Raw genomic sequence first — 19,434 nt, 5'->3', positions numbered from 1 at the left:
AACTGACCGGGAGTGATGAGCGTGACAGCGGGAACAACGGAAGACCTGCTGCTGGAGCACCAGCTGTGTTTCGCGCTGTCGGTGGCCTCGCGGAGCGTGGTGGCGTCCTACAAGCCAGTACTGGAGAAGCTGGGTATCACCCACCCGCAGTACCTGGTGATGCTGGCACTCTGGGAGCAGAGCCCACGAATGGTCAAAGATCTGTCCGAGGCACTGCAGCAGGAACCGGCCACACTCTCCCCCATGCTCAAGCGGCTGGAGCAGGCCGGTCTAGTGACCAGGGAGCGGATGGAAGGCAACGAGCGGGCGCTGGCCGTGGGCCTGACGGATGCCGGCGTTGCGCTGCGCGAGCAGGCACTGGCCGTGCCGGGAACCATGCTGGCGCGGCTGGGTCTGGAACGGGAGCAGTTGAGGGAGTTGAGCGCCGCGATGCATGCCCTGATCTCGGCAGCGCGGGAGGCCGGAGGCCAAGACGCGGGCTGAAGACCGAAGGACCCGGAGGTCCCGCAACGCCTGGCTGGCCCTGGCTCTGGCTCTGCTAGGTCTGGCTAGGTCCGCCCCGAGGAAGGCGAAGGCGGCCGGTGGTTCAGTCCACCGGCCGCCTTCTTCCTTCCTTCAGGTCCCCTTGCCCGGGACCAACTAGCTACAGTCCGGAGCGCTGGCCCGGCTGCGCGGAGGCGCCGCCTTCAACAACCACTGCGCTGCCTTCAGCCGCCGGTGCCTGTGCCGCGGTGCCGTCGCCGGAGACATTGACGGTCACCGGCGTGGAGATGCCCTCACTGAACCGCACCAGACCCACCCAGTTGCCGGCTTCCAGACCAGACCAGGCTGCCTTCACCGTGCTGGTCTTGCCGTTGCGCAGGTTCAGCGGGTCCGGGCTGACCGTGAGGTTTCCGGAATCACCGCTGAGCGCCACCGTGTTGATGGTTCCCTTACTGGCCTTGGCGTCAGGGCTGGAGAACAGGTGCGCGATGGCATAGTACGTGCCCGGCACCGGGTTGTTGATTACCAGCGACTCGCTGGCCGACGCCGTGGCGGCAGAGATCACCGCACCGGCGGGTGTGAGCACGTGCAGGTCCCAGTCCGCTCCAGCATCCGCCGCGTTGATGGCGAACTGCGCCAAGGTGGCGCCTTCCGGCACCTCCTGCGGGGCAAAGCCGGTGCTGCCGTTGGAACCGATCACGGCCGGCTGGCCGGGGACCTTCTCCACGTCGGCGGCCTTGGCCTTGGCCAGGCCCTCGACCGCCAGATCGATGGGCGAGTTGGCGCCCGAGGTGACCTTGAACGAGCCGGTGCCGTTGCCGGCGTCGGAAGTAAAGGCCACACTGGCCGGGGCCACGGCCGTGACCGGCCGGACGGCGATGGGTGAAGCAACCGTGTGCTGGCTCCGGCCGCTGCCCTTGCCGTTGCCGCGCTTGCCCTCTTCCGTCCAGACCAGCTCGCCCATGGCGAACTCATCCAGCGGTGCGTTGACGTTCTGGAAGGTGACCTTGAACTTGCGTTCCTGGCCGGACTTCGTGAAGTTCAGCTTCCGGGGCGAGACCTTGACGGCCACACCGGGCAGGTCCACGTCCACCGTGTAGGAACCGGGTTCCAGTGCGGTGAGCGTCCGCTCCACGGTGACCTCGCCGGAAAGCTTCCCGAGAGCGAAGGACGGAACGTTCAGGTCCTTGGACTGGATGACGTCCTTTTTCTTCAGCCCCAGGTCCAGGCCGGTGCCCTGGATGAAGCCCAGCCAGTCCTCGACGTTGGCGTCGTAGGCCAGGCCCGGGTCGCCCATCCGTGCGGTATCCACATGGCCGGCGCCGGTGGCGAAGCGATCTTCGTTCACCGAGCCGTCCTCGTTGACCAGTTCGCCGGCGGTGGTCATCATCGCCGACTTCACCGTGGCCGGGGACCACCGCGGGTTTTCGGCCAGCAGCAGCGCGCCGAGGCCGGCCACCTGCGGGGCGGCCATCGAGGTGCCCGACATGAAACCGTTGGTCTCGCCGCCGAGGACGGGGGAGACTCCGGCCAGGACGTTCACGCCCGGGGCGGCTACGTCCGGCTTGAGCAGGTTCGAGTCCACCGCCGTGGACGGCCCACGGGAGGAGAACGCGGCGATCTGCGGGACAGGGCTCTGGGCCTGGCCGGTGGTGTCCTTGTTGCGCAGCGCAGCGGTCAGCGTCGGATCCGCGGCCACCTTGTCCTTGATGGACGGGTCGGCGATGTGGACGGTGGGCACGGCGTGCAGGTCCAGATCGAGCGATCCGGGCACCACGTTGACCAACACCATGCCGACGCCGCCGGCCTGCTTCACGGCCACGGACTTGTCCGCACGGGCGTTGACGCCGCGGTCGCAGACCACGATCTTGCCTTCAACCTTGGCCGGATCGAGCTTGCCCGGGTAGCAGAGCTTCGCCTCGTCGGCGGTGGCGCCTGCCGCGCCGGCCTCGGCGGACAGGATCAGGCTGGTCTGCGGAACCTCGCGGTTCATGATGGACGTGCCGCGGTACTTGGTGCCGTCGGAGAGTTCCACCGTGCCCTGCAGTTCGTTTGAGAACGTGCTGGCGGCAACCGTGGTCACCCACGGCGCGCTGTGGTTGACGGTGGTGGGGCCCGGGCCGGCGTTGCCGGCGGAGGCGGAAACGAAGATGCCCACCTCGGCGGCGCTTAGGAACGCCACGGACACCGGGTCCAGCACCGAGTTGTTGTTGCCGGAGATGGAGTAGTTGAGCACGTCCACGCCGTCCAGGATGGCCTGCTCGATCGCGTCCACGGAGGCGGAGGTGTAGCAGCCGCCGGTGGCCTCGTCGTTATCCTCCCAGCAGATCTTGTAGACGGACACCTTGGCGGCCGGGGCCACGCCGTTGCCGGTGCCGAAGTCGCGGCCGGCCACCGTCTGCTCCACGCCGCTGTTGCCGGCGGCGGTGGTGGCGGTGTGGGTGCCGTGGCTGGCGATGTCCAGCGGGGAGATGGACTCCTTCGGGTTCCGGTTCTGCGCCGGCACCGTCCGCAGGAAGTCGTCCGCGTAGTAGCGGGCACTGAGCACCTTGGAGTTGCATTCGGTGCCGTCGAAGCCGGAGCCTTCCTGGCCCGGCTGGCACTCGCCCAGGAACGTGCTGCCGTCCGCCTTGAGCATGGCGATCTTGCCGTCAGCGGTCAGGTACGGTTCGCCGACCTTGGCCTTGCCGCGCAGCGGCTTGACTTCCTCGCCGGCCAGGAAATCGCTCTCCGGGTAGTAGCCGGTGTCGATCACGCCGACCACGGTACCCTTGCCGGCGTTCTTCACCCCGCCGTACTGCTCGGCCCAGACGCCGTCGCGGCCGGGCAGGTCCAGGTAGTCGGTGCTGGAGTAGTCGGGGTGGTGCTGCTCGTCCGGGGCCACCGCCACGACGCCGGGCTTCTTGGCCAGCTCCGCCGCCTGCAGTCCGGTCAGCTCGGCCACGAAGCCGTTCACCGCCGTCGTGAAGCTCTTCTGGATTTTCACGCCCTCGGAGGCAGCGACGTCGCCCTGCTTGTTGGTCAGGTGCGCGCGGTACTTCTTGGCATGGGCGGAGCCGCTGTTCAGCTTCTCGCCTTTGGCGGGCTTGGTGGCCTCGATGCCGGCCACACCGCCTTCGTAGGTCGCCAGCGGCGCGGAATCCAGCATCACAATGTAGCGGCCGTCCTCATAGATGGCCTGCTGGCCATCCGGGTTGGACGTGATGGTGGCCGGGATGTTGGCGGGTGCGGCCGCCGCCGGGCCGGCCAGCCCGGAGAGAATTAACGGTATCCCCAGTGCGAGTGCTGCGGCAGATCGCATTCCCTGCCTGTGCACAAAGCTGCTGCTTTGCTTGGTCATGAGAGGTATAGCCTTTCATCCGGTGAGCCCGACCGCTTTGGTCCGACCCCAGGCGCAACCGAATGCCGTATCCCGCGCGGTGAACGGCCGCGCAGGATATTGGACGTACCGGCGTGCGAAGCCGGCCCCCTCCCCCAACTGTGACAACAGCCACATTTGGTGCACCTGTGCAACTAAAATACCGCAACGATTGATCTGAAAGAACTGTTTCACCTTTTTTGGGTGCGCCTTGGCCGATAGTCCTGCCGAGGCTTTCCGGCTTCGGCCGGCAGTGCTATAAGCGGCCGCCCTTTTGACCGTGCCAAAGTGCCGCCGCTGCTGGGACAATGGAGCCATGGCGCAGCAGGTCCTCCTTGACCGGCCCCGGGTTCTTGAACCGGAGCTGTGGCTGCCGCGCGCCCGGGCCCACGCCGAGCGAGCCGCGCGTTTCACCGAGCCGTACCTGCAGCGCCGCTCCGCCGGGCGGAAACATCCGGTGGAAGACTTTCTGTTCACCTACTACAGCCTGAAGCCGGGCCAACTGCTGCGCTGGCACTCGGGCACGGGCGTGGTGTTGGCCGGCGCCGAAGCCGGCGAGCGCCGGAGCTGGAAGTTCTACCGCGAGCTGACCTTTGCGGAGTGCCGCTCGGCAGGCATGGAGCACGACGGCGGTGCCGTCACCTTCGACGCGGAGGCTTTCCTTGCGGCGCGGGGAACCGCGGTGGCGTTCTCGCGGGAGATCCTGGCCGGTGCAGCGGCGCGGCCGGCGCGGTTCGGCTGCTTTGGGCTGCACGAGTGGGCGATGGTGTACAAATCGCGTCTTAACGGCGTCCGGCATGACTATCTGGAGCTGCGGCTCGGCGCCGAGGGAACGGACCAGGTGGTGGAAGGCAGCCGGATCAACTGCTCGCACTTCGACGCCTTCCGCTTCTATACGCCGCAGGCCGTTCCGCTGAACGCGCTGCGGCCCACCCGCGAGAACCAGCGGCAGCTGGAACAGCCCGGCTGCCTGCACGCCAACATGGACCTGTACAAGTGGGCGTACAAGCTGTCCCCGGCACTGCCCAGCGAGCTGGTGATGGACTGCTTCGAGCTGTCTTGGCGGATCCGCGAACTGGACATGAAGGCCTCCCCGTACGACCTGTCCGGATGGGGTTACGAGCCGGTGCGGATCGAGACGACCGAAGGCCGGGCGCAGTACGTGGCCGCCCAGCGGGCCTTTGCCGCCGAGGCGCAGGTGCTGCGCGGCAGGCTGCTGGAGGCGCTGGACCTGCTGGCCGGCGGGGCGGATGTGGGCGTCGGGCACCACCTCGACCTGGCAGACGTTAGCTTTGAGAAGCACCTTGATGGGGCCGGCTGCACTCGGAACGTCAGAGCGGAGGATTGATCATGGCGGTCACAGCAAGACGTTCGGCCCCGCGTCGGGCCAGAGGGCTTCGGACCGCGGCGCTCATCCTCGGCCTGCTCGCCGTGCCGTCGCTCGCGGCCTGCGGCCCGGGCAACGAGCCGGCCCCCTCGCCAGAGATCACGGCTCCAGCCTCCCCCGGGACAGGTTCCCCCGGTGCCCCCGGCACCTCGGAGCCCGCCCCCTCAGAGTCCACCCCGCCGAACACCCAGGAAGGAACAGCCATGGATGCCGATCTGACCGTCGTGCTGACCTCCGCCGGCAGCGATGCCCGGGTCGAGCGGAAGCTGGTCTGCAAAGACAACCAGCCCGCCGACGGGTCCACCGTCCGCGACGCCGACGCTGCGTGCGCTGCACTAACCAAGCACGGAGAGAAGGTCTTCTTCGAGCTGCCCGACCGCAACCGTATTTGCACCCAGCAATACGGCGGCCCCCAGGAGGCCCGGGTCACCGGCACCATCAGCGGCCGCGAGGTGGACAAGCAATTCTCCTTGACCGACGGCTGCAAGATCTCGGAATGGAACAGCATGCAGGCCCTGCTCGGCAGCCGCGCCGGCGAGGCCTAATTCCGGCAACCCCCTTCAGTCACCAGCCGTCCGGGCCGGCCTGCCCTCTCCACCCGCGTCGACTATTCAGCACCCGGCGTTCTCAGCGCTGAATAGGGCGGGTACTGAATAGTGGGCGGGGTAGTCTCGGTTCATGATGACGCAACCGTCCGGAGCTGCCGCCGCTTCCGTTGCCGCGGCTACCGATGCCCAGCCTCAAGCCCCGGGCCTGACGTTCCTGGCCAGCATTGCCGTAGAAGTGGCCGAGCCGATCGAAGTCGGCGAAACCGCTGAGGGCATCCGGCGCATCATCCCGATTACCGGCGGCACTGTTTCCGGCCCCCGGCTCAACGGCCGGGTGCTGGCCGGCGGCGCCGACTTCCAGCTGCTGCGGTCATCCACCATGACCGAGCTCGAAGCGAAGTACGCCATCGAGACCGACTCCGGCGAACGCATCTACATCAACAACTTCGGCATCCGCGCCGGTTCGCCCGAAGACATCGCCGCGCTGGTGCGCAATGAGCCGGTTCCGCCGGAGCGCATCTACTTCCGCTGCTCGCCACGGGCGCTGGCCGGCGGACCGGAATGGAGCTGGCTGTCGTCCCGGATCCTGGTGGGCAGCGGCACCAGGCTCCCCGCCCAGGTCCGGCTGGACATCTGGGTGGTGGACTGAGCCGCCGGCCGGGACCCAGGCTGGTCGATGAGGCCCGGGCGTCCGGTCAGTGAGGTCCGCGCATGACTTCGCTCACCTTTTGGCCGAGGTCCTCACGCGCGGCACCCGCCGCCCGCCGGTCTTCCCGGATCTTCTGGATCACCATCCGCCCGAGACCGGCCAGCACGACGGCGGCCAGGATGGGCAACAGCATGGACTGCGGCTTGTCCGTCATGTCATTCATGGTACGAGTCCGGCGGAACAACGGCACGGTGTTGGCCGCTTTCGCCGTCGTCGTCCCGTAAAATCCGCGCCTCCGGATGCCGGTAGAATGGATCCCGCAAGCTCGCGGAGCGCTGGTCAGCGTGAGACGGCACCGATTGTTGGACTGATACTGCACTGGATTCCGCGCGCCTCGCTTCGTTTGAAGAGCACAATCCAAGCACAGGAGTGACCGGATGCCCCGGATCGTTGTTGATGTCATGCCCAAGCCCGAAATCCTTGATCCGCAGGGCAAGGCCATTGTCGGCGCATTGAACCGCCTGGGCCAGACCGGGTTCAGCGAGGTCCGCCAGGGCAAGCGCTTCGAACTGGTGGTCGACGGCGAGGTTACCCAGGAGATCCTGGACCAGGCCCGCCATGCCGCCACCACGCTGCTCTCCAACCCGGTGATCGAAGACGTCACCCGGGTGGAGGTCATCACCGAGGCGACCATCGGGGCCGGCGAATAATGACCGAGACCCCCCTGATCGGCGACTTCTCCCCGGCACCCGACGCCGGCCTCTCCGGTGCGCGCATCGGCGTCGTCACCTTCCCCGGCACCTTGGACGACCGCGATGCGGCCCGCGCGGTCCGGATTGCCGGCGGCACCGCGGTCAGCCTGTGGCACGGCGACCATGACCTACAGGGCGTGGACGGCGTGATCATCCCCGGCGGCTTCTCCTACGGCGACTACCTGCGCGCCGGCGCCATCTCCCGCTTCGCGCCGCTGATGGACCAGATCAGCGAGGGCGCGAAGGCGAAGCACAATCCGCTGCCGGTGCTGGGCATCTGCAACGGCTTCCAGGTGCTGACCGAGGCGCACCTGCTGCCCGGCTCGATGATCAAGAACAACCACCTGCACTTCCTGTGCCGCGACCAGCGCCTGCGGGTGGAGAACAACGCTACCGCCTGGACCAGCCAGTATGAAGCCGGCGCCGAGATTGTGGTGCCGTTGAAGAACCAGGACGGTCAGTACGTCGCAGATGAGAAAACGCTGGACGAGCTGGAAGCGGAGAACCGCGTGGTGTTCCGGTACGTGGACGTGAACCCGAACGGCTCGCGGCGCGACATTGCCGGCATCAGCAATGCTGCCGGCAACGTGGTGGGCCTGATGCCGCACCCCGAGCACGCCGTGGAAGCCGGCTTCGGCCCCGATTCCTCCGCTTTCGGCGACGTCGCACTGCGCGGCGGCACCGACGGCCTGGGGATTTTCACCTCAGTTTTGACGAAGATTGTTGCAGGTGCCAAGTAATGACTAACAACAACCCGGTGGTCGGCCAAGCGAGCGCCAGCGAGCGAGTGGAGACCAGCGCCACCACCCGGCTGGAGACTCCGGCCGAGGTCCGCAACGAACACGTCCAGAGCTTCGGCCAGGCGGCCGACGCCGTCGAACGCGTCGAGGGACGCCAGTTCAACATCGACACCGTGGAGCATGCCGAGCAGACCCCGGATACGGAGATGCCTTGGGCCGAGCTGGGCCTGAAGCGCAACGAGTTCGACGAGGTGGTCAAGGTGCTGGGCCGCCGGCCGACCGCCGCCGAGCTGGCGATGTACTCCGTGATGTGGTCCGAGCACTGCTCCTACAAGTCCTCGAAGGTCCACCTGCGCCAGTTCGGCGACAAGGTCACCGAGGACATGAAGAAGCACATGCTGGTGGGCATCGGCGAAAACGCCGGCGTGACCGACCTGGGCGACGGCTGGGCCGTGACCTTCAAGATCGAGTCGCACAACTCCCCCACCATGGTGGAGCCCTATCAGGGCGCCGCGACCGGCATCGGCGGCATCGTCCGCGACATCATTTCCATGGGCGCCCGCCCGGTGGCCGTGATGGACCCGCTGCGCTTCGGCGCGATCGGCCACCCGGACACCGCCCGCGTGGTCCACGGCGCGGTCGCAGGCATCGGCGGCTACGGCAACTCGCTGGGCCTGCCCAACATCGGCGGCGAAGTGGTCTTCGACTCCGTCTATCAGGGCAACCCGCTGGTGAACGCGCTGGCCGTGGGCATCATGCGCCACGAGGACATCCGGCTGGCCAACGCCTCCGGCAAGGGCAACAAGGTGGTGCTGTTCGGCGCACGCACCGGCGGCGACGGCATCGGCGGCGCCTCCATCCTGTCCTCGGAGTCCTTCGACGACACCAAGCCCTCCAAGCGTCCCGCGGTCCAGGTCGGCGACCCGTTCGCGGAGAAGGTGCTGATCGAGTGCTGCCTGGAGCTGTTCAAGGGCTCCCTGGTCGAGGGCATCCAGGACCTGGGCGCGGCAGGCATTTCCTGCGCCACCTCCGAACTGGCCTCCAACGGCGACGGCGGCATGGACGTTGAGCTGACCTCGGTACTGCTGCGCGACCCGACCCTGACCCCGGGCGAAATCCTGATGTCCGAGTCGCAGGAACGCATGATGGCCGTGGTCTCCCCGGAGAACGTCGAGGCCTTCGAGGCGGTCATGGCCAAGTGGGCCGTGGAATACTCCTGGCTCGGCGAGGTCACCGACACCGGCCGCCTGGTGATCAAGTGGGACGGCGAAACCATCGTCGACGTCGACCCGCGCACCGTTGCCCACGAGGGTCCGGTCTACAACCGGCCCTACGCCCGCCCGGAATGGCAGGACAAGCTGCAGGCAGACAGCTTCCGCGCCTCCGCAGCCGGCGCCGACCTCCCCGCCACCGCCGAGGACCTGAAGGCGGCCGTGCTGGAACTGATGGCGTCGCCGAACATGTGCTCGAAGGACTGGGTGACCAACCAGTACGACCGCTACGTGGGCGGCAACACCGCGCTGGCCATGCCCGACGACGCCGGCGTGGTCCGTGTGGACGAGGAGACCGGCCTCGGCGTGGCCCTGGCCACCGACGCCAACGGCCGCTACACCTACCTGGATCCGTACCAGGGCGCGCAGTTGGCCTTGGCGGAATCCTACCGGAACGTGGCCACCACCGGTGCCGTGCCGATGGCCGTGTCCGACTGCCTGAACTTCGGCTCCCCCGAAGATTCGGACGTCATGTGGCAGCTGGCCGAAGCAATCCGCGGCCTCTCCGACGGCTGCATGGAGCTGGGCGTCCCGGTCACCGGCGGCAACGTCTCGCTCTACAACCAGACCGGTTCCACCCCGATCCACCCGACGCCGGTCGTGGCCATGCTCGGCAAGTTCGACGACGTCGCCCGCCGCACGCCGTCGGGCTGGCGTGAGGATGGCCAGGCGATCTACCTGATGGGCACCACCCGCGACGAGCTGGACGGCTCGGAATGGGCGAACCTGCGCGGACACCTGGGCGGCAAGCCCCCGGCTGTGGACCTGGCGGCCGAAAAACTGCTGGGCGAACTGCTGATCAACGCCTCCCGGGACGGCATGATCGACGCCGCGCACGACATCTCCGAAGGCGGACTGGCCGCCGCACTGTCCGAAATGGCCCTGCGCTTCGGCGTCGGCGCCCGGATCGGCCTGGGCGAGGTCTGCGAGCGCGACGGGGTGGACCTGTTCACCCTGCTGTTCAGCGAGTCCCAAGCACGCGCCGTCGTGTCCGTGGCCCGCAGCGAAGAGGTCCGCTTCAAGGACATGTGCGGCGCCCGGGGCTTCCCGTTCATGCGCATCGGCGTGGTGGATACCGAGAACAGCGCACTGGACTTCCAGAGCGAATTCTCCGTGCCGCTGGCCGAACTGAAGGAAGCCCACGAAGCAACGCTGCCGAAGTACTTCGGGTAGCACCTCTCCGCATCGACTATTCAACAGGCGCCCTTTTCAGCAGTGAAAAGGGCGCCTGCTGACTTTTCGTTTGAGTCCTGGCTGCTCAGGGTCGCCAGCCTTGGCACCGCAGCGCCGTCCGAATCTTCGAGACGGCTGCCCGCGCGTCTCCGTGCATGTCTTCCTTGGTGACCCGCCGTTCCAGCCAGCCGATTGCGGCAGTCTGCTCCGCACGCCGAATGTCACGGGCCAACTGCTCGGACGTCCGGTGATGGTCGCCTTCATACTCAACCGCCAGTTTGTAGATCTTGAACTGCATGTCCGGGGCATGCCACGACCTTCCCCAGTCGTCCACTATCGGTTCGTTCAGGCTGGGTTCCGGCAGCCCCGCGTCGGCCAAGGCCAGCCGTAGTCGCGTTTCCGGCGCAGAATCCGCACCTACGCGGACCAGCCCCACGGCCTCGGCTGCCTTGGCAACGCCGCGCTTGCCCTTGTGCAACCTGATGATCTCCCTCAGGTCAGCGGCTGTCGCGAACGGCGCATCCCTAGCTTCAAAAGCTGGACGTGGAAGACGGACCAAGTGATCGCCGATGACTACCAGATCCGCGACGGGAAGCATGCAGGCGAGATCGAGCCAGGTCTTGAGCCGGGAGGTCAACGGGAGGCCGTCCAGCTCGGCAATCTCGCCAGGTGCAAGGCTGGCCCGGTGTCCCACAACACCCCGGCGGCGCGGCGCATTGAGCTGTTTGGGGCGCGTAACGTGGGTCGAGTCCTCGCTGCCGACCCAGGGCGGAAGCGGAAAGTTCCACAGCCTGGCCGCAGTGAGATGTGACAAGACCGAGCCGTGAGTGACCATCGAGACGGCCCGGACCTGATCCGCCAGCCTGAGGTCAGGGACGTTCGGGATCCTGATCCCGCGGCTGGGCCGCAGCACTGTTGCATTCCTTAATTGCTTCTCGCTCAGCCCGGCCTTCAGCCCTTCGCTCCACACAAAAGATGACTCGGACAACTCCTCGGGCAAGTCCTTCGGATACCGCATGCCCTCATTCTTGGTGCCATGCGCCCGTCCCGCTTGCGTTGTCCACAACCGCTGGCGGTCCCCTGATCTCCGAGGGGATGCCACCGACTGGGCTGCGAGGGGTTGTGGCCCGCGATGGACTCTTATAAGTTGCCAGCAAAGCAAAGCCTGCTTCCAAACGACTATTCAACAGGTGCCCTTCTCGGTGTTGGAAAGGCCGCCTGCTGAATAGTCGATGTTGGTGGACAGCAGGATTCTGATGGAGGACTCGGACGCCGGAGGTAGCCGATGGACGCCGAAATCTCACTGCAGGTGGACGGCCGGGCCGCTACGGTCTCGCTGGACACGCGCACCACACTGCTCGATGCCCTGCGCGACCGGCTGGGCATCTATTCGCCGAAGAAGGGCTGCGATCACGGCCAGTGCGGTGCCTGCACGGTGCTGCTCAACGGCCGGCGGGTCAACTCCTGCCTGGTCTTCGCGGTGGCCCAGGACGGGGCAAGCGTTGTCACGGCCGCCGGCCTGGCCTCCGAGGGCGAACTGCATCCGGTTCAGCAGGCGTTCCTCGACCAGGACGGTTTCCAGTGCGGTTACTGCACCCCGGGACAGATCTGCTCGGCCGTGGGCATGCTGGACGAAGCCGCCCGCGGCGATCCCAGCTACGTCACTGCCGACCTCGATGGTGGAGCGGCGGGGACCTCGGGCAGCAGCCCGGAAGGAACAATGAGCGGTTCCCCCGCGCAATCCCCCGAGCTGCCCGACGACGAGATCCGCGAGCGGATGAGCGGAAACCTCTGCCGCTGCGGAGCCTACGTGAACATTGTGGCCGCAATTCGCCAGGCTCTGGAGGGCGACCAGGTGGGCGGACGCACCGCCCGTCCGGCGATCGAATCGGCCATTGCGCAGCCCGCCAACGCAATGAACCAGTCAGCCGACGGAACGGGGCAGCCCGGATGATGCCCTTCGACTACGCCCGCGCTGCCAGCCCAACCGAGGCGGTCGCCGCCGTCGCCGGCAATCCGACCGCCGCTTTCCTGGCCGGCGGCACTAACCTGGTGGACCACATGAAGCTGGGTGTCTCCGCGCCCGAGCAGTTGGTGGACATTTCGCACCTGCCGCTGGACACGATCGATAAAACCGACGACGGCGGCCTGCGCCTGGGCGCGACCGTCCCGAACAGCGACCTCGCAGCCCACCCGCTGGTCCGGCAGCGCTACCCGGTGCTCTCGCAGGCGCTGCTTTCCGGCGCCTCCGGGCAGCTGCGCAACGCGGCAACCACCGGCGGCAACCTGCTCCAGCGCACCCGCTGCGTCTACTTCCAGGACGTCACCACCCCATGCAACAAACGCAACCCCGGTTCCGGCTGCTCGGCGTTGGAGGGCTACACCCGCTATCACGCCATCCTGGGCGCCTCGATGGACTGCGTGGCCGTGCACCCTTCGGACATGGCGGTGGCGATGGCGGCGCTGAATGCCCGGGTGGAGATCCTGGGTCCGTCCGGCGAGCGCAGCGTGGGCCTGCACTCCTTCCACCGGCTGCCCGAAGATCAGCCGCAGCGCGACACGGTGCTGGAACACGGTGAGTTGATCACCGCAGTGGTGCTGCCGCCGCTGCCGGAGGGGACCCGCTCGGCCTACCGCAAGGTGCGCGACCGGGCGTCCTATGCCTTCGCCCTGGTGTCCGTGGCCGCTGTGGTGCGGCTCGATGAGCCCGCTGATGCGGACGACGGCGATGCTCCGGCTTCCGCGCCGAGGATCGCCGAAGTGCGGCTGGCCTTGGGCGGCGTGGCGCACAAACCCTGGCGCGCGACCTTCGCCGAGGAGGCGCTGCGCGGGCAACCGGCCACCGAGGCGAAGTTCCGGCGGGCCATCGACGCCGAACTGCAGCATGCGGTCCCGCTGCCGGACAACGCGTTCAAGGTGCCGATGGTCCGCAACACCGTGGTGTCCGTGCTGCGGGAACTGTGCGGACTGGACCGCGGCGGCAGCCGGGCCGGAGACGGGCGCGACGCACAAGCAGGCGGACAGGACGGCGGCCGGATGGGGACGCCGGCGTCCCGCGGAGAGGACCAACCATGACCGTGCAGCAGCCCGCGGCAACCGGACTGGATCTGGAGCGCGTCGACGGCCGGGCCAAGGTCCTCGGCGTGGCCCCCTACGCTTACGAGCACCCGGCGGACAACCCCACCTACCTGTACCCCGTCCAATCCACGGTTGCCCGCGGCCGGATCACTTCCATCGATACCGCCGCGGCCGAAACGATGGACGGCGTGGTCGCGGTGCTTACGCACCTGAACGCTCCGCGGCTGGCCAACGCCGAGGACAAGGAATTGGCCGTGCTGCAGTCGGACGAAGTGGGCTTCCGCGGGCAGTTCATTGCGGCCGTCGTGGCCGATTCGCCCGAGACGGCGCGCGAAGCGGCGGCCCACGTGCGCGTGCAGTACCACCGGGAGCCGCACCACGCGGCGCTGCGTGCTGACCACGAAGACCTTTACAAACCGGAGACGGTCAACGCCGGCTTCGACACCGACACCCGCACGGGGGATCCGGACGTGGCCCTGGCGAGCGCCGCCGTCGTTGTTGACCGCACCTACACAACCCCGGCCGAGCACAACAATCCGATGGAACCGCATACCACCGTGGCGCAGTGGGACGGCGACCGGCTGCTGGTGTTCGACTCCACGCAGGCGGTGCACAACGCCCGCAAGACGCTGGCGCCGCTCTTCGACGTAGAGGTGGAGCAGATCCGCGTGGTGGCGCCGCATGTGGGCGGTGGGTTCGGCTCCAAGGGGCTGCCGCATGCGCACGTGGTGCTGACCGCGCTGGCCGCGAAGGTCACCGGCGGCCGACCCGTAAAATACGCGCTGACCCGGCAGCAGATGTTCTTCCTGGCCGGCTACCGCACGCCGACCATCCAGCGGCTGCAGCTGGGCGCCAGTCCGGACGGGCGGATTTCCGTGCTGACGCATGACGTAGTGGAGCAAACGTCTGCGATCAAGGAATTCGCCGAACAGACCGCGACGATATCGCGGATGATGTACGCGGCCGATCACCGGCGCACCACCCACCGGCTCGCTTCGCTGGATGTGCCGATTCCGTCCTGGATGCGGGCGCCGGGTGAGTGTCCGGGCTCGTTCGGCCTGGAAGTGGCGATGGACGAACTGGCGGAGGCGTGCGGGATCGATCCCATTGAGCTGCGCGTGCGGAACGAACCGGCCATCGATCCGGAAACCGGCAAGCCGTTCGCCAGCAGGCACCTGTTGGCCTGTCTGCGCGAGGGCGCCCGCCGGTTCGGCTGGGAGCGGCGCAACCCGCAGCCGGGGACGCTGCTGGTGGACGGCTGGCGGACCGGGATTGGCGTGGCGGCGTCGACCTACCCGGCCCGGCGGCAGCCGGCGAACACAGCGCGTATCCGGTTCACCGCCGACGGGTTCTACGAGATGCAAATCGGTGCCGTGGACCTGGGCACCGGTGCTTGGACGGCACTGACCCAGATTGCTGCCGAGGCGCTGGAATGCGGCCCGGAACAGGTCCGGCTGCAGATCGGCGACACGGACCTGCCGGTGGCAACCGTGGCCGGCGGCTCCACCGGGACGGCCAGTTGGGGCTCGGCGATTATCGGCGCGGCCCAAATGTTCCGCAAGGAACACGGCGGGTTCCCGTCCGCGGAGGACACTTCGGAGGGCGACGGCGAGAGGAACCCGGCAGCAAAGAACTACGCGCTGCATTCCTTCGGTGCTCAGTTCGCCGAGGCCCAGGTGAACGCTGACACCGGCGAGATCCGGGTGTCGCGGATGCTGGGCGTCTATTCCGCCGGCCGGATCATCAACCCGCGCACCGCCCGGTCCCAGTTCTTGGGCGGCATGACCATGGGCATCGGCATGGCACTGCACGAGCAGAGCGTGATGGACGAGCGGTTCGGGATGATCGTGAACCACGACCTGGCCGAATACCACGTGCCGTCCAACGCGGACATCCGGCAGCTGGAAGCGTTCTGGCTGGAGGAAGTCGACGAGCACGCCGGACCGCTGGGGGCACGCGGGATCGGGGAGATCGGCATTGTCGGGGCGGCCGCGGCAGTGGCCAATGCGGCCTACAACGCCACCGGGATCCGGGTCCGGGACCTGCCGCTCACCGCGGACAAGTTCCTGGTGTGAGACCGTCGCGGTGGTCGACTAAGGCCGCTCACCTCTCCCCGGTGGTCGACCAAGGCCGCCCGCGGCCGCGTGGAGACCCTGCCTCGCGTCACCGGTGGTCGACCAAGGCCCGCCCCACCGGTGGTCGACCAAGGCCGCCCGCGGCCGCGTGGAGACCGTGCCAGCTGGTCAGCACCCGCCAGACCCCGGCAAGAATTACACCTCGCGCCAATCGTGGCCGGCCACTCCGTCTTAACCGGGACGCCCCCTGCCGTAGCCCTGTCCGGACGCTTCCCGCACTTGCAAGTAGGCGGTCACTAACGACGACGGCGCGGCGCACCTTGCAGTGCACCGCGCCGTCCGTTTTGTACGGCGCTTTCGGCCCCTGGACGTCAGGCGCCAGGCCGCAGGCGCTCCACATCTGCCCGCCGCGGATACGCGGTCTGGGTTCCCTTCTTCGTGGAAGCGAGAGCAGCAGCGATCGAAGCGAATGCCGCCGCTCCGGCCAAGGTATCCCCTGCGGCAAGCCGTGCCGCGAGGGCCCCGGTGAAGGCGTCGCCGGCGCCGGTGGTGTCCACGGCTTCAACCTTGGTGGGGGCGATACGGGTGATCCGGTGCCTGTCCTTGGCATGCGAATCCAGCACGATGGACCCGCTGGCGCCCAGGGTGACCACGGCACGGTCCAGCCCCTGCGCCGCAAACTTCAAGCGCACCTGTTCCCAGTCGGCAACGGCGGCATCGGCGCCGGGCATTTCGGCGCCGAGGAACTGCGAAGCCTCGTGCGCATTGACCAGCAGGACGTCGCTGAGTTCGGCCAGGCTGTGCAGCACGGGCGCGTAAGGCGAGAGGTTGAGCAACACTGTTGCTCCCGCGTCGTGCCCTGATCTTGCTGCCGCCTCCACGGCGTCCAGGCCGACTTCGAGGCAGAGGCAAACCACGGCGGCGTCATCGAAAACCTCCCTGGCCGCGACGACGTCATCCGGACCTACTGTGCCGTTAGCGCCAGGAGAAATGACGATGCTGTTCTCACCCGCGGAGTCAACGGTAATGACGGCGACGCCGGTCTCGACCCCGGCGGCGCGGCGCACGCGGGAAACGTCCACGCCGGCCCCTGCAACGGAGGCCAGCAACATGTCCCCGTTAGAGTCCTCGCCCACGGCTCCGATCAGGGCGACGTTGCCGCCCAGCCGGCCAGCGGCCACGGCTTGGTTGGCGCTCTTGCCGCCCGGATTCACGGCGAAACCTTCGCCGTGGAGGGTTTCGCCAGGGTTGGGCAGCCGCTCGGTGTAGATGGTCAGGTCCGCGTTCAGCGAACCGACGACGACGATGCGTCCGGGCTGCGGACTCACTTTTCCACCTCCGCGTCGACGGGCTTGGGGATCAGCAGCGAAGCGGCGAAGGCCGCGGCCGTGATGACCAAGCCGACCACCACCACCGTAAGGTAGGAGGCGTGGACGTCCAGCGCCGAGGTGCCCACGAGTACTGCCGGCAGCACCAGGAAGCTCAGCCCGGCGCCGAGGTTGAAGGCTCCGGCGTTCATGCCGGGTAGGAAGCCGGGGTTGCCCGGGGGCGAGAGCACTACGCCAAGCCCGTTGAGCATGATGTTCGCGGTTCCGGCGTACATGACGCCGAGCAGCGCAGTGCCGGCGACCATCAGCGGCAGGCTGTTCAGGCCGAACAGGGCGATGATCACCAAGGAGACGACGCTGCCGATCATGCCGATACGGAGCACATTGGTGTAGCCCAGTACCGGGGCGAGCCGTCCGCTGATCGGGCCGAAGACCCAGCCCAGCAGCGCGTAGGGAGTCAGGATGAGTAGTGCCGTTTCGGTGGGGCCGATGCCGAAGCCGGGTGCGGCGGCCTGTACGTAGGCAGGAACAATCCCGTTGATGACGGCGAAGATTCCGGTCATGGTCAGGGCCGTCGTCAGCAACGGCGCCCACGTGGAGCGCTGGCGCAGATGGACGATCTCAACCATCGGCTGCTTCGCACGCTTCTCGGTGGCCCAGAAGGCGGCGAACGCGGCGGCGGCCACGGCGATCAGCACCAGCGAGAGGAACAGAGTCTCTCTGGAGAACCCGCCGACCAGCTTGGCCGCCTCGTTCAGCGCGGTGAGCAGGGCACCGACTGCAACAACAATAAAGACGACGCCAGTCCAGTCCATCCGCGTCCCGGCCTGCGGTTTGCTCTCGGGTGCCAGGACAGCGACGAGAACCGCGGCGATCACGCCGAGGATCACCATGAACCAGAAGATGCTGCGGAAGCCGTAGTGCTCGGCCATGTATCCGCCGAGGAAGGAATCGACGCCGGCCACGCCGCCGTTGACCGCTAGGATAACGCCCATCAGCGTGCCGTAAGTGCGAAGGTTGGGCACGGCGGTGCGCAGCATGATCAGGCACAGCGGCACGGTGGGACCGCTGACGCCCTGGATAATCCGTCCCACGAAGAGCCATGTGACGTCCGGGGCCAGCGCGGCGATCACGGAGCCGACGGCCGTCAGCAGCATCATCCCGACGAGGATCCGCTTGCGGCCGACAATATCGCTCAGCCGGGGCAGGAACAGCGAGAACAACGCGGCGGTGGTGAAGAACCAGGTTTGGGACAGTCCGATCGCGGCTTGGTCGGTCTGCAGCTCCTCCCCCATGGTGACCAGCGCGGGGCTGAGCATGGACGCATTGAGCTGGAAGGCCACGCAGGCCGTCAGCAGGGCGACCATCAAGGCGGCGCTGCCGCCCCGGGTTACCTTGGCTTCCTGGAGAACGGCGCTCATTTCGCTGCCGCGCCGGTGGTGTCGGGCGCCGCGGAGGCGGGTGCCGCCGTCGTCGTTGTGGTGGCGGCGGTTCCGAGGTTTACTTCGCCGATCCGGACCAAGGCATCGGTAACCAGATTCCAGAACTTGATGCGGTCAAGATCCACGGCCACAGAAGTGTGGCAGTCGGCCGGGGCCGGGACCCGGAAGTCAGCCACGGTCATGCCAAGGGTTAGCTTGCCCTGCAGTTCGATGTCGACCGGGACCTTGCGGGTTGTCATGACCGTGGGGTCAATGACGTAGGCGACGGCGCACGGATCGTGGACCGGCGGGTAGTCGAAGCCCTGTGCGTCCTTGTACGTTTGGGCGAAGAAGTCCATCAGTTCGCGGACAAAGTGGGCCGGACCGGTGCCGACGGCTTCGATCTGCTCCACAACGTCGGGGGTGGCCAGCGCCTGGTGTGTGAGGTCCAGTCCCACCATGACCAGGGGCCACTTCTCGTTGAAGACGATGTGGGCGGCCTCGGGGTCGATCATGATGTTGAATTCGGCCACGGCGGACCAGTTGCCCACGTGATAGCCGCCGCCCATCAGCACGACTTCCTTGACCCGCTCGACGATGCGCGGCTCCTTGCGGGCTGCCATCGCGATGTTGGTCAGGCCGCCGGTCGGGACCAGGGTCACGGTGCCGGGTTCATGCGCCATGATCGTGTCGATGATGAGATCAACGGCGTGGCGCGGGTCCAGTTCAATGGTGGACTCCGGCTGCGCGGGGCCGTCCATGCCGGACTCTCCGTGGATGTCCGGCGCGGTTTCGATGGTGCGCACGAGCGGGCGGTCGCAGCCGGCAGCGAACGGGACACCGGTGATGCCGGCGATGGTCCCCACGGCCAGCGCGTTCTTGGTGACCTTTGCCAGGGTCTGGTTGCCAACTACGGTGGTCACGGCGAGCAGCTCGATGTCCGGATTGCCGTGGGCCAGGAGCAGCGCCACCGCGTCGTCGTGTCCCGGATCGCAGTCCAGGATGATCTTCTTCGGGCCAGGCGTCACGGAAACGGCGTCCAAGTTTTCTCTCCACGTCATCGGGGGCCCGCCGCAGCGGGGTTTCAGTCACAGGAAGTTTGACACCCCTTCCCAGATCACGTCAAACGCTTGACGTAAACTGGAGTCAAGCGCTTGATGCCATATGTCGC

General features: G+C 67.5%; 16 protein-coding genes. 10 read left to right on the top strand and 6 right to left on the bottom strand.

Features of this window, described 5'->3' with window-relative positions; translation table 11 throughout:
* Positions 1-15: 15 nt before the first annotated feature.
* Complete coding sequence (locus ACWF5H_RS10940) at positions 16-483, top strand: MarR family winged helix-turn-helix transcriptional regulator (protein ID WP_452036804.1); 468 nt, start codon at positions 16-18, stop codon at positions 481-483.
* 160 nt (positions 484-643) lie between these two features.
* Here the strand turns inward: ACWF5H_RS10940 and ACWF5H_RS10935 are convergent, their stop codons facing one another.
* Positions 644-3,823 carry a S8 family peptidase gene (locus ACWF5H_RS10935; protein WP_452036803.1) on the bottom strand — a complete coding sequence of 1,060 codons (3,180 nt, stop codon included), beginning with the start codon at positions 3,821-3,823 and terminating at the stop codon, positions 644-646.
* A 334-nt stretch (positions 3,824-4,157) separates the two neighbouring features.
* Between ACWF5H_RS10935 and ACWF5H_RS10930 the strand changes: the two genes are divergently transcribed.
* The 3 genes from ACWF5H_RS10930 to ACWF5H_RS10920 all read left to right on the top strand — a co-directional run bounded on the left by ACWF5H_RS10930 (position 4,158) and on the right by ACWF5H_RS10920 (position 6,425).
* Entirely contained in the window at positions 4,158-5,189 is a 1,032-nt protein-coding gene (locus ACWF5H_RS10930; protein WP_452036801.1) for a 3-methyladenine DNA glycosylase, read from the top strand.
* A gap of 2 nt (positions 5,190-5,191) precedes the next feature.
* Positions 5,192-5,773, top strand: coding sequence for a hypothetical protein (locus ACWF5H_RS10925; protein ID WP_452036800.1), 582 nt, complete (start codon positions 5,192-5,194; stop codon positions 5,771-5,773).
* A 133-nt stretch (positions 5,774-5,906) separates the two neighbouring features.
* Positions 5,907-6,425: a DUF3237 domain-containing protein gene (locus ACWF5H_RS10920; RefSeq protein ID WP_452036799.1), complete on the top strand. Its 519-nt coding sequence runs from the start codon at positions 5,907-5,909 to the stop codon at positions 6,423-6,425.
* Between the two features lie 46 nt (positions 6,426-6,471).
* Here ACWF5H_RS10920 and ACWF5H_RS10915 read toward each other — a convergent pair whose 3' ends face one another.
* Positions 6,472-6,648, bottom strand: a complete 177-nt coding sequence (locus tag ACWF5H_RS10915; RefSeq protein ID WP_452036797.1) for a hypothetical protein — start codon at positions 6,646-6,648, stop codon at positions 6,472-6,474.
* A gap of 214 nt (positions 6,649-6,862) precedes the next feature.
* Here ACWF5H_RS10915 and purS point away from each other — a divergent pair, with 214 nt between their 5' ends.
* From purS to purL, 3 genes are read left to right on the top strand one after another with little or no spacing between them, the layout of a single operon-like run.
* Positions 6,863-7,135 carry a phosphoribosylformylglycinamidine synthase subunit PurS gene (gene purS / locus ACWF5H_RS10910; RefSeq protein WP_364644954.1) on the top strand — a complete coding sequence of 91 codons (273 nt, stop codon included), beginning with the start codon at positions 6,863-6,865 and terminating at the stop codon, positions 7,133-7,135.
* Positions 7,135-7,917, top strand: a complete 783-nt coding sequence (gene purQ, locus ACWF5H_RS10905) for a phosphoribosylformylglycinamidine synthase subunit PurQ (protein WP_452036796.1) — start codon at positions 7,135-7,137, stop codon at positions 7,915-7,917. The genes purS and purQ overlap by 1 nt, the downstream gene beginning before the upstream one ends.
* On the top strand, positions 7,917-10,361 hold the full coding sequence (purL, locus tag ACWF5H_RS10900) for a phosphoribosylformylglycinamidine synthase subunit PurL (RefSeq protein ID WP_452036795.1): 2,445 nt from the start codon (positions 7,917-7,919) through the stop codon (positions 10,359-10,361). The genes purQ and purL overlap by 1 nt, the downstream gene beginning before the upstream one ends.
* Positions 10,362-10,446: 85 nt before the next feature.
* Here purL and ACWF5H_RS10895 read toward each other — a convergent pair whose 3' ends face one another.
* Entirely contained in the window at positions 10,447-11,379 is a 933-nt protein-coding gene (locus tag ACWF5H_RS10895) for a hypothetical protein (RefSeq protein ID WP_452036793.1), read from the bottom strand.
* A gap of 267 nt (positions 11,380-11,646) precedes the next feature.
* Here ACWF5H_RS10895 and ACWF5H_RS10890 point away from each other — a divergent pair, with 267 nt between their 5' ends.
* Genes ACWF5H_RS10890 through ACWF5H_RS10880 form a run of 3 tightly spaced genes read left to right on the top strand, consistent with a single transcriptional unit; the run spans position 11,647 to position 15,514 of the window.
* The gene (locus tag ACWF5H_RS10890; RefSeq protein ID WP_452036791.1) at positions 11,647-12,315 is read left to right on the top strand and encodes a (2Fe-2S)-binding protein; all 669 of its coding nucleotides are present in this window, start codon (positions 11,647-11,649) and stop codon (positions 12,313-12,315) included.
* Entirely contained in the window at positions 12,312-13,436 is a 1,125-nt protein-coding gene (locus tag ACWF5H_RS10885; protein ID WP_452036790.1) for an FAD binding domain-containing protein, read from the top strand. Before ACWF5H_RS10890 ends, ACWF5H_RS10885 begins: the two co-directional genes overlap by 4 nt.
* Complete coding sequence (locus ACWF5H_RS10880; RefSeq protein WP_452036789.1) at positions 13,433-15,514, top strand: xanthine dehydrogenase family protein molybdopterin-binding subunit; 2,082 nt, start codon at positions 13,433-13,435, stop codon at positions 15,512-15,514. The genes ACWF5H_RS10885 and ACWF5H_RS10880 overlap by 4 nt, the downstream gene beginning before the upstream one ends.
* 371 nt (positions 15,515-15,885) lie before the next feature.
* On the opposite strand, the gene ACWF5H_RS10875 is transcribed toward ACWF5H_RS10880, so the two are convergent.
* Genes ACWF5H_RS10875 through uriH form a run of 3 tightly spaced genes read right to left on the bottom strand, consistent with a single transcriptional unit; the run spans position 15,886 to position 19,324 of the window.
* Positions 15,886-16,842, bottom strand: a complete 957-nt coding sequence (locus ACWF5H_RS10875; RefSeq protein WP_452036788.1) for a ribokinase — start codon at positions 16,840-16,842, stop codon at positions 15,886-15,888.
* Positions 16,839-18,263: a uridine transporter UriT gene (gene uriT / locus ACWF5H_RS10870; RefSeq protein ID WP_452036787.1), complete on the bottom strand. Its 1,425-nt coding sequence runs from the start codon at positions 18,261-18,263 to the stop codon at positions 16,839-16,841. The genes ACWF5H_RS10875 and uriT overlap by 4 nt, the downstream gene beginning before the upstream one ends.
* On the bottom strand, positions 18,260-19,324 hold the full coding sequence (uriH, locus tag ACWF5H_RS10865; RefSeq protein WP_452036786.1) for a uridine-preferring nucleoside hydrolase UriH: 1,065 nt from the start codon (positions 19,322-19,324) through the stop codon (positions 18,260-18,262). Before uriH ends, uriT begins: the two co-directional genes overlap by 4 nt.
* Positions 19,325-19,434 lie beyond the last annotated feature (110 nt).

The sequence above is a fragment of the Arthrobacter sp. NPDC055138 genome (assembly GCF_053607305.1).
Note: the sequence above shows the minus strand (reverse complement) of the source record. Positions and strands in the feature narration are given on the sequence as shown.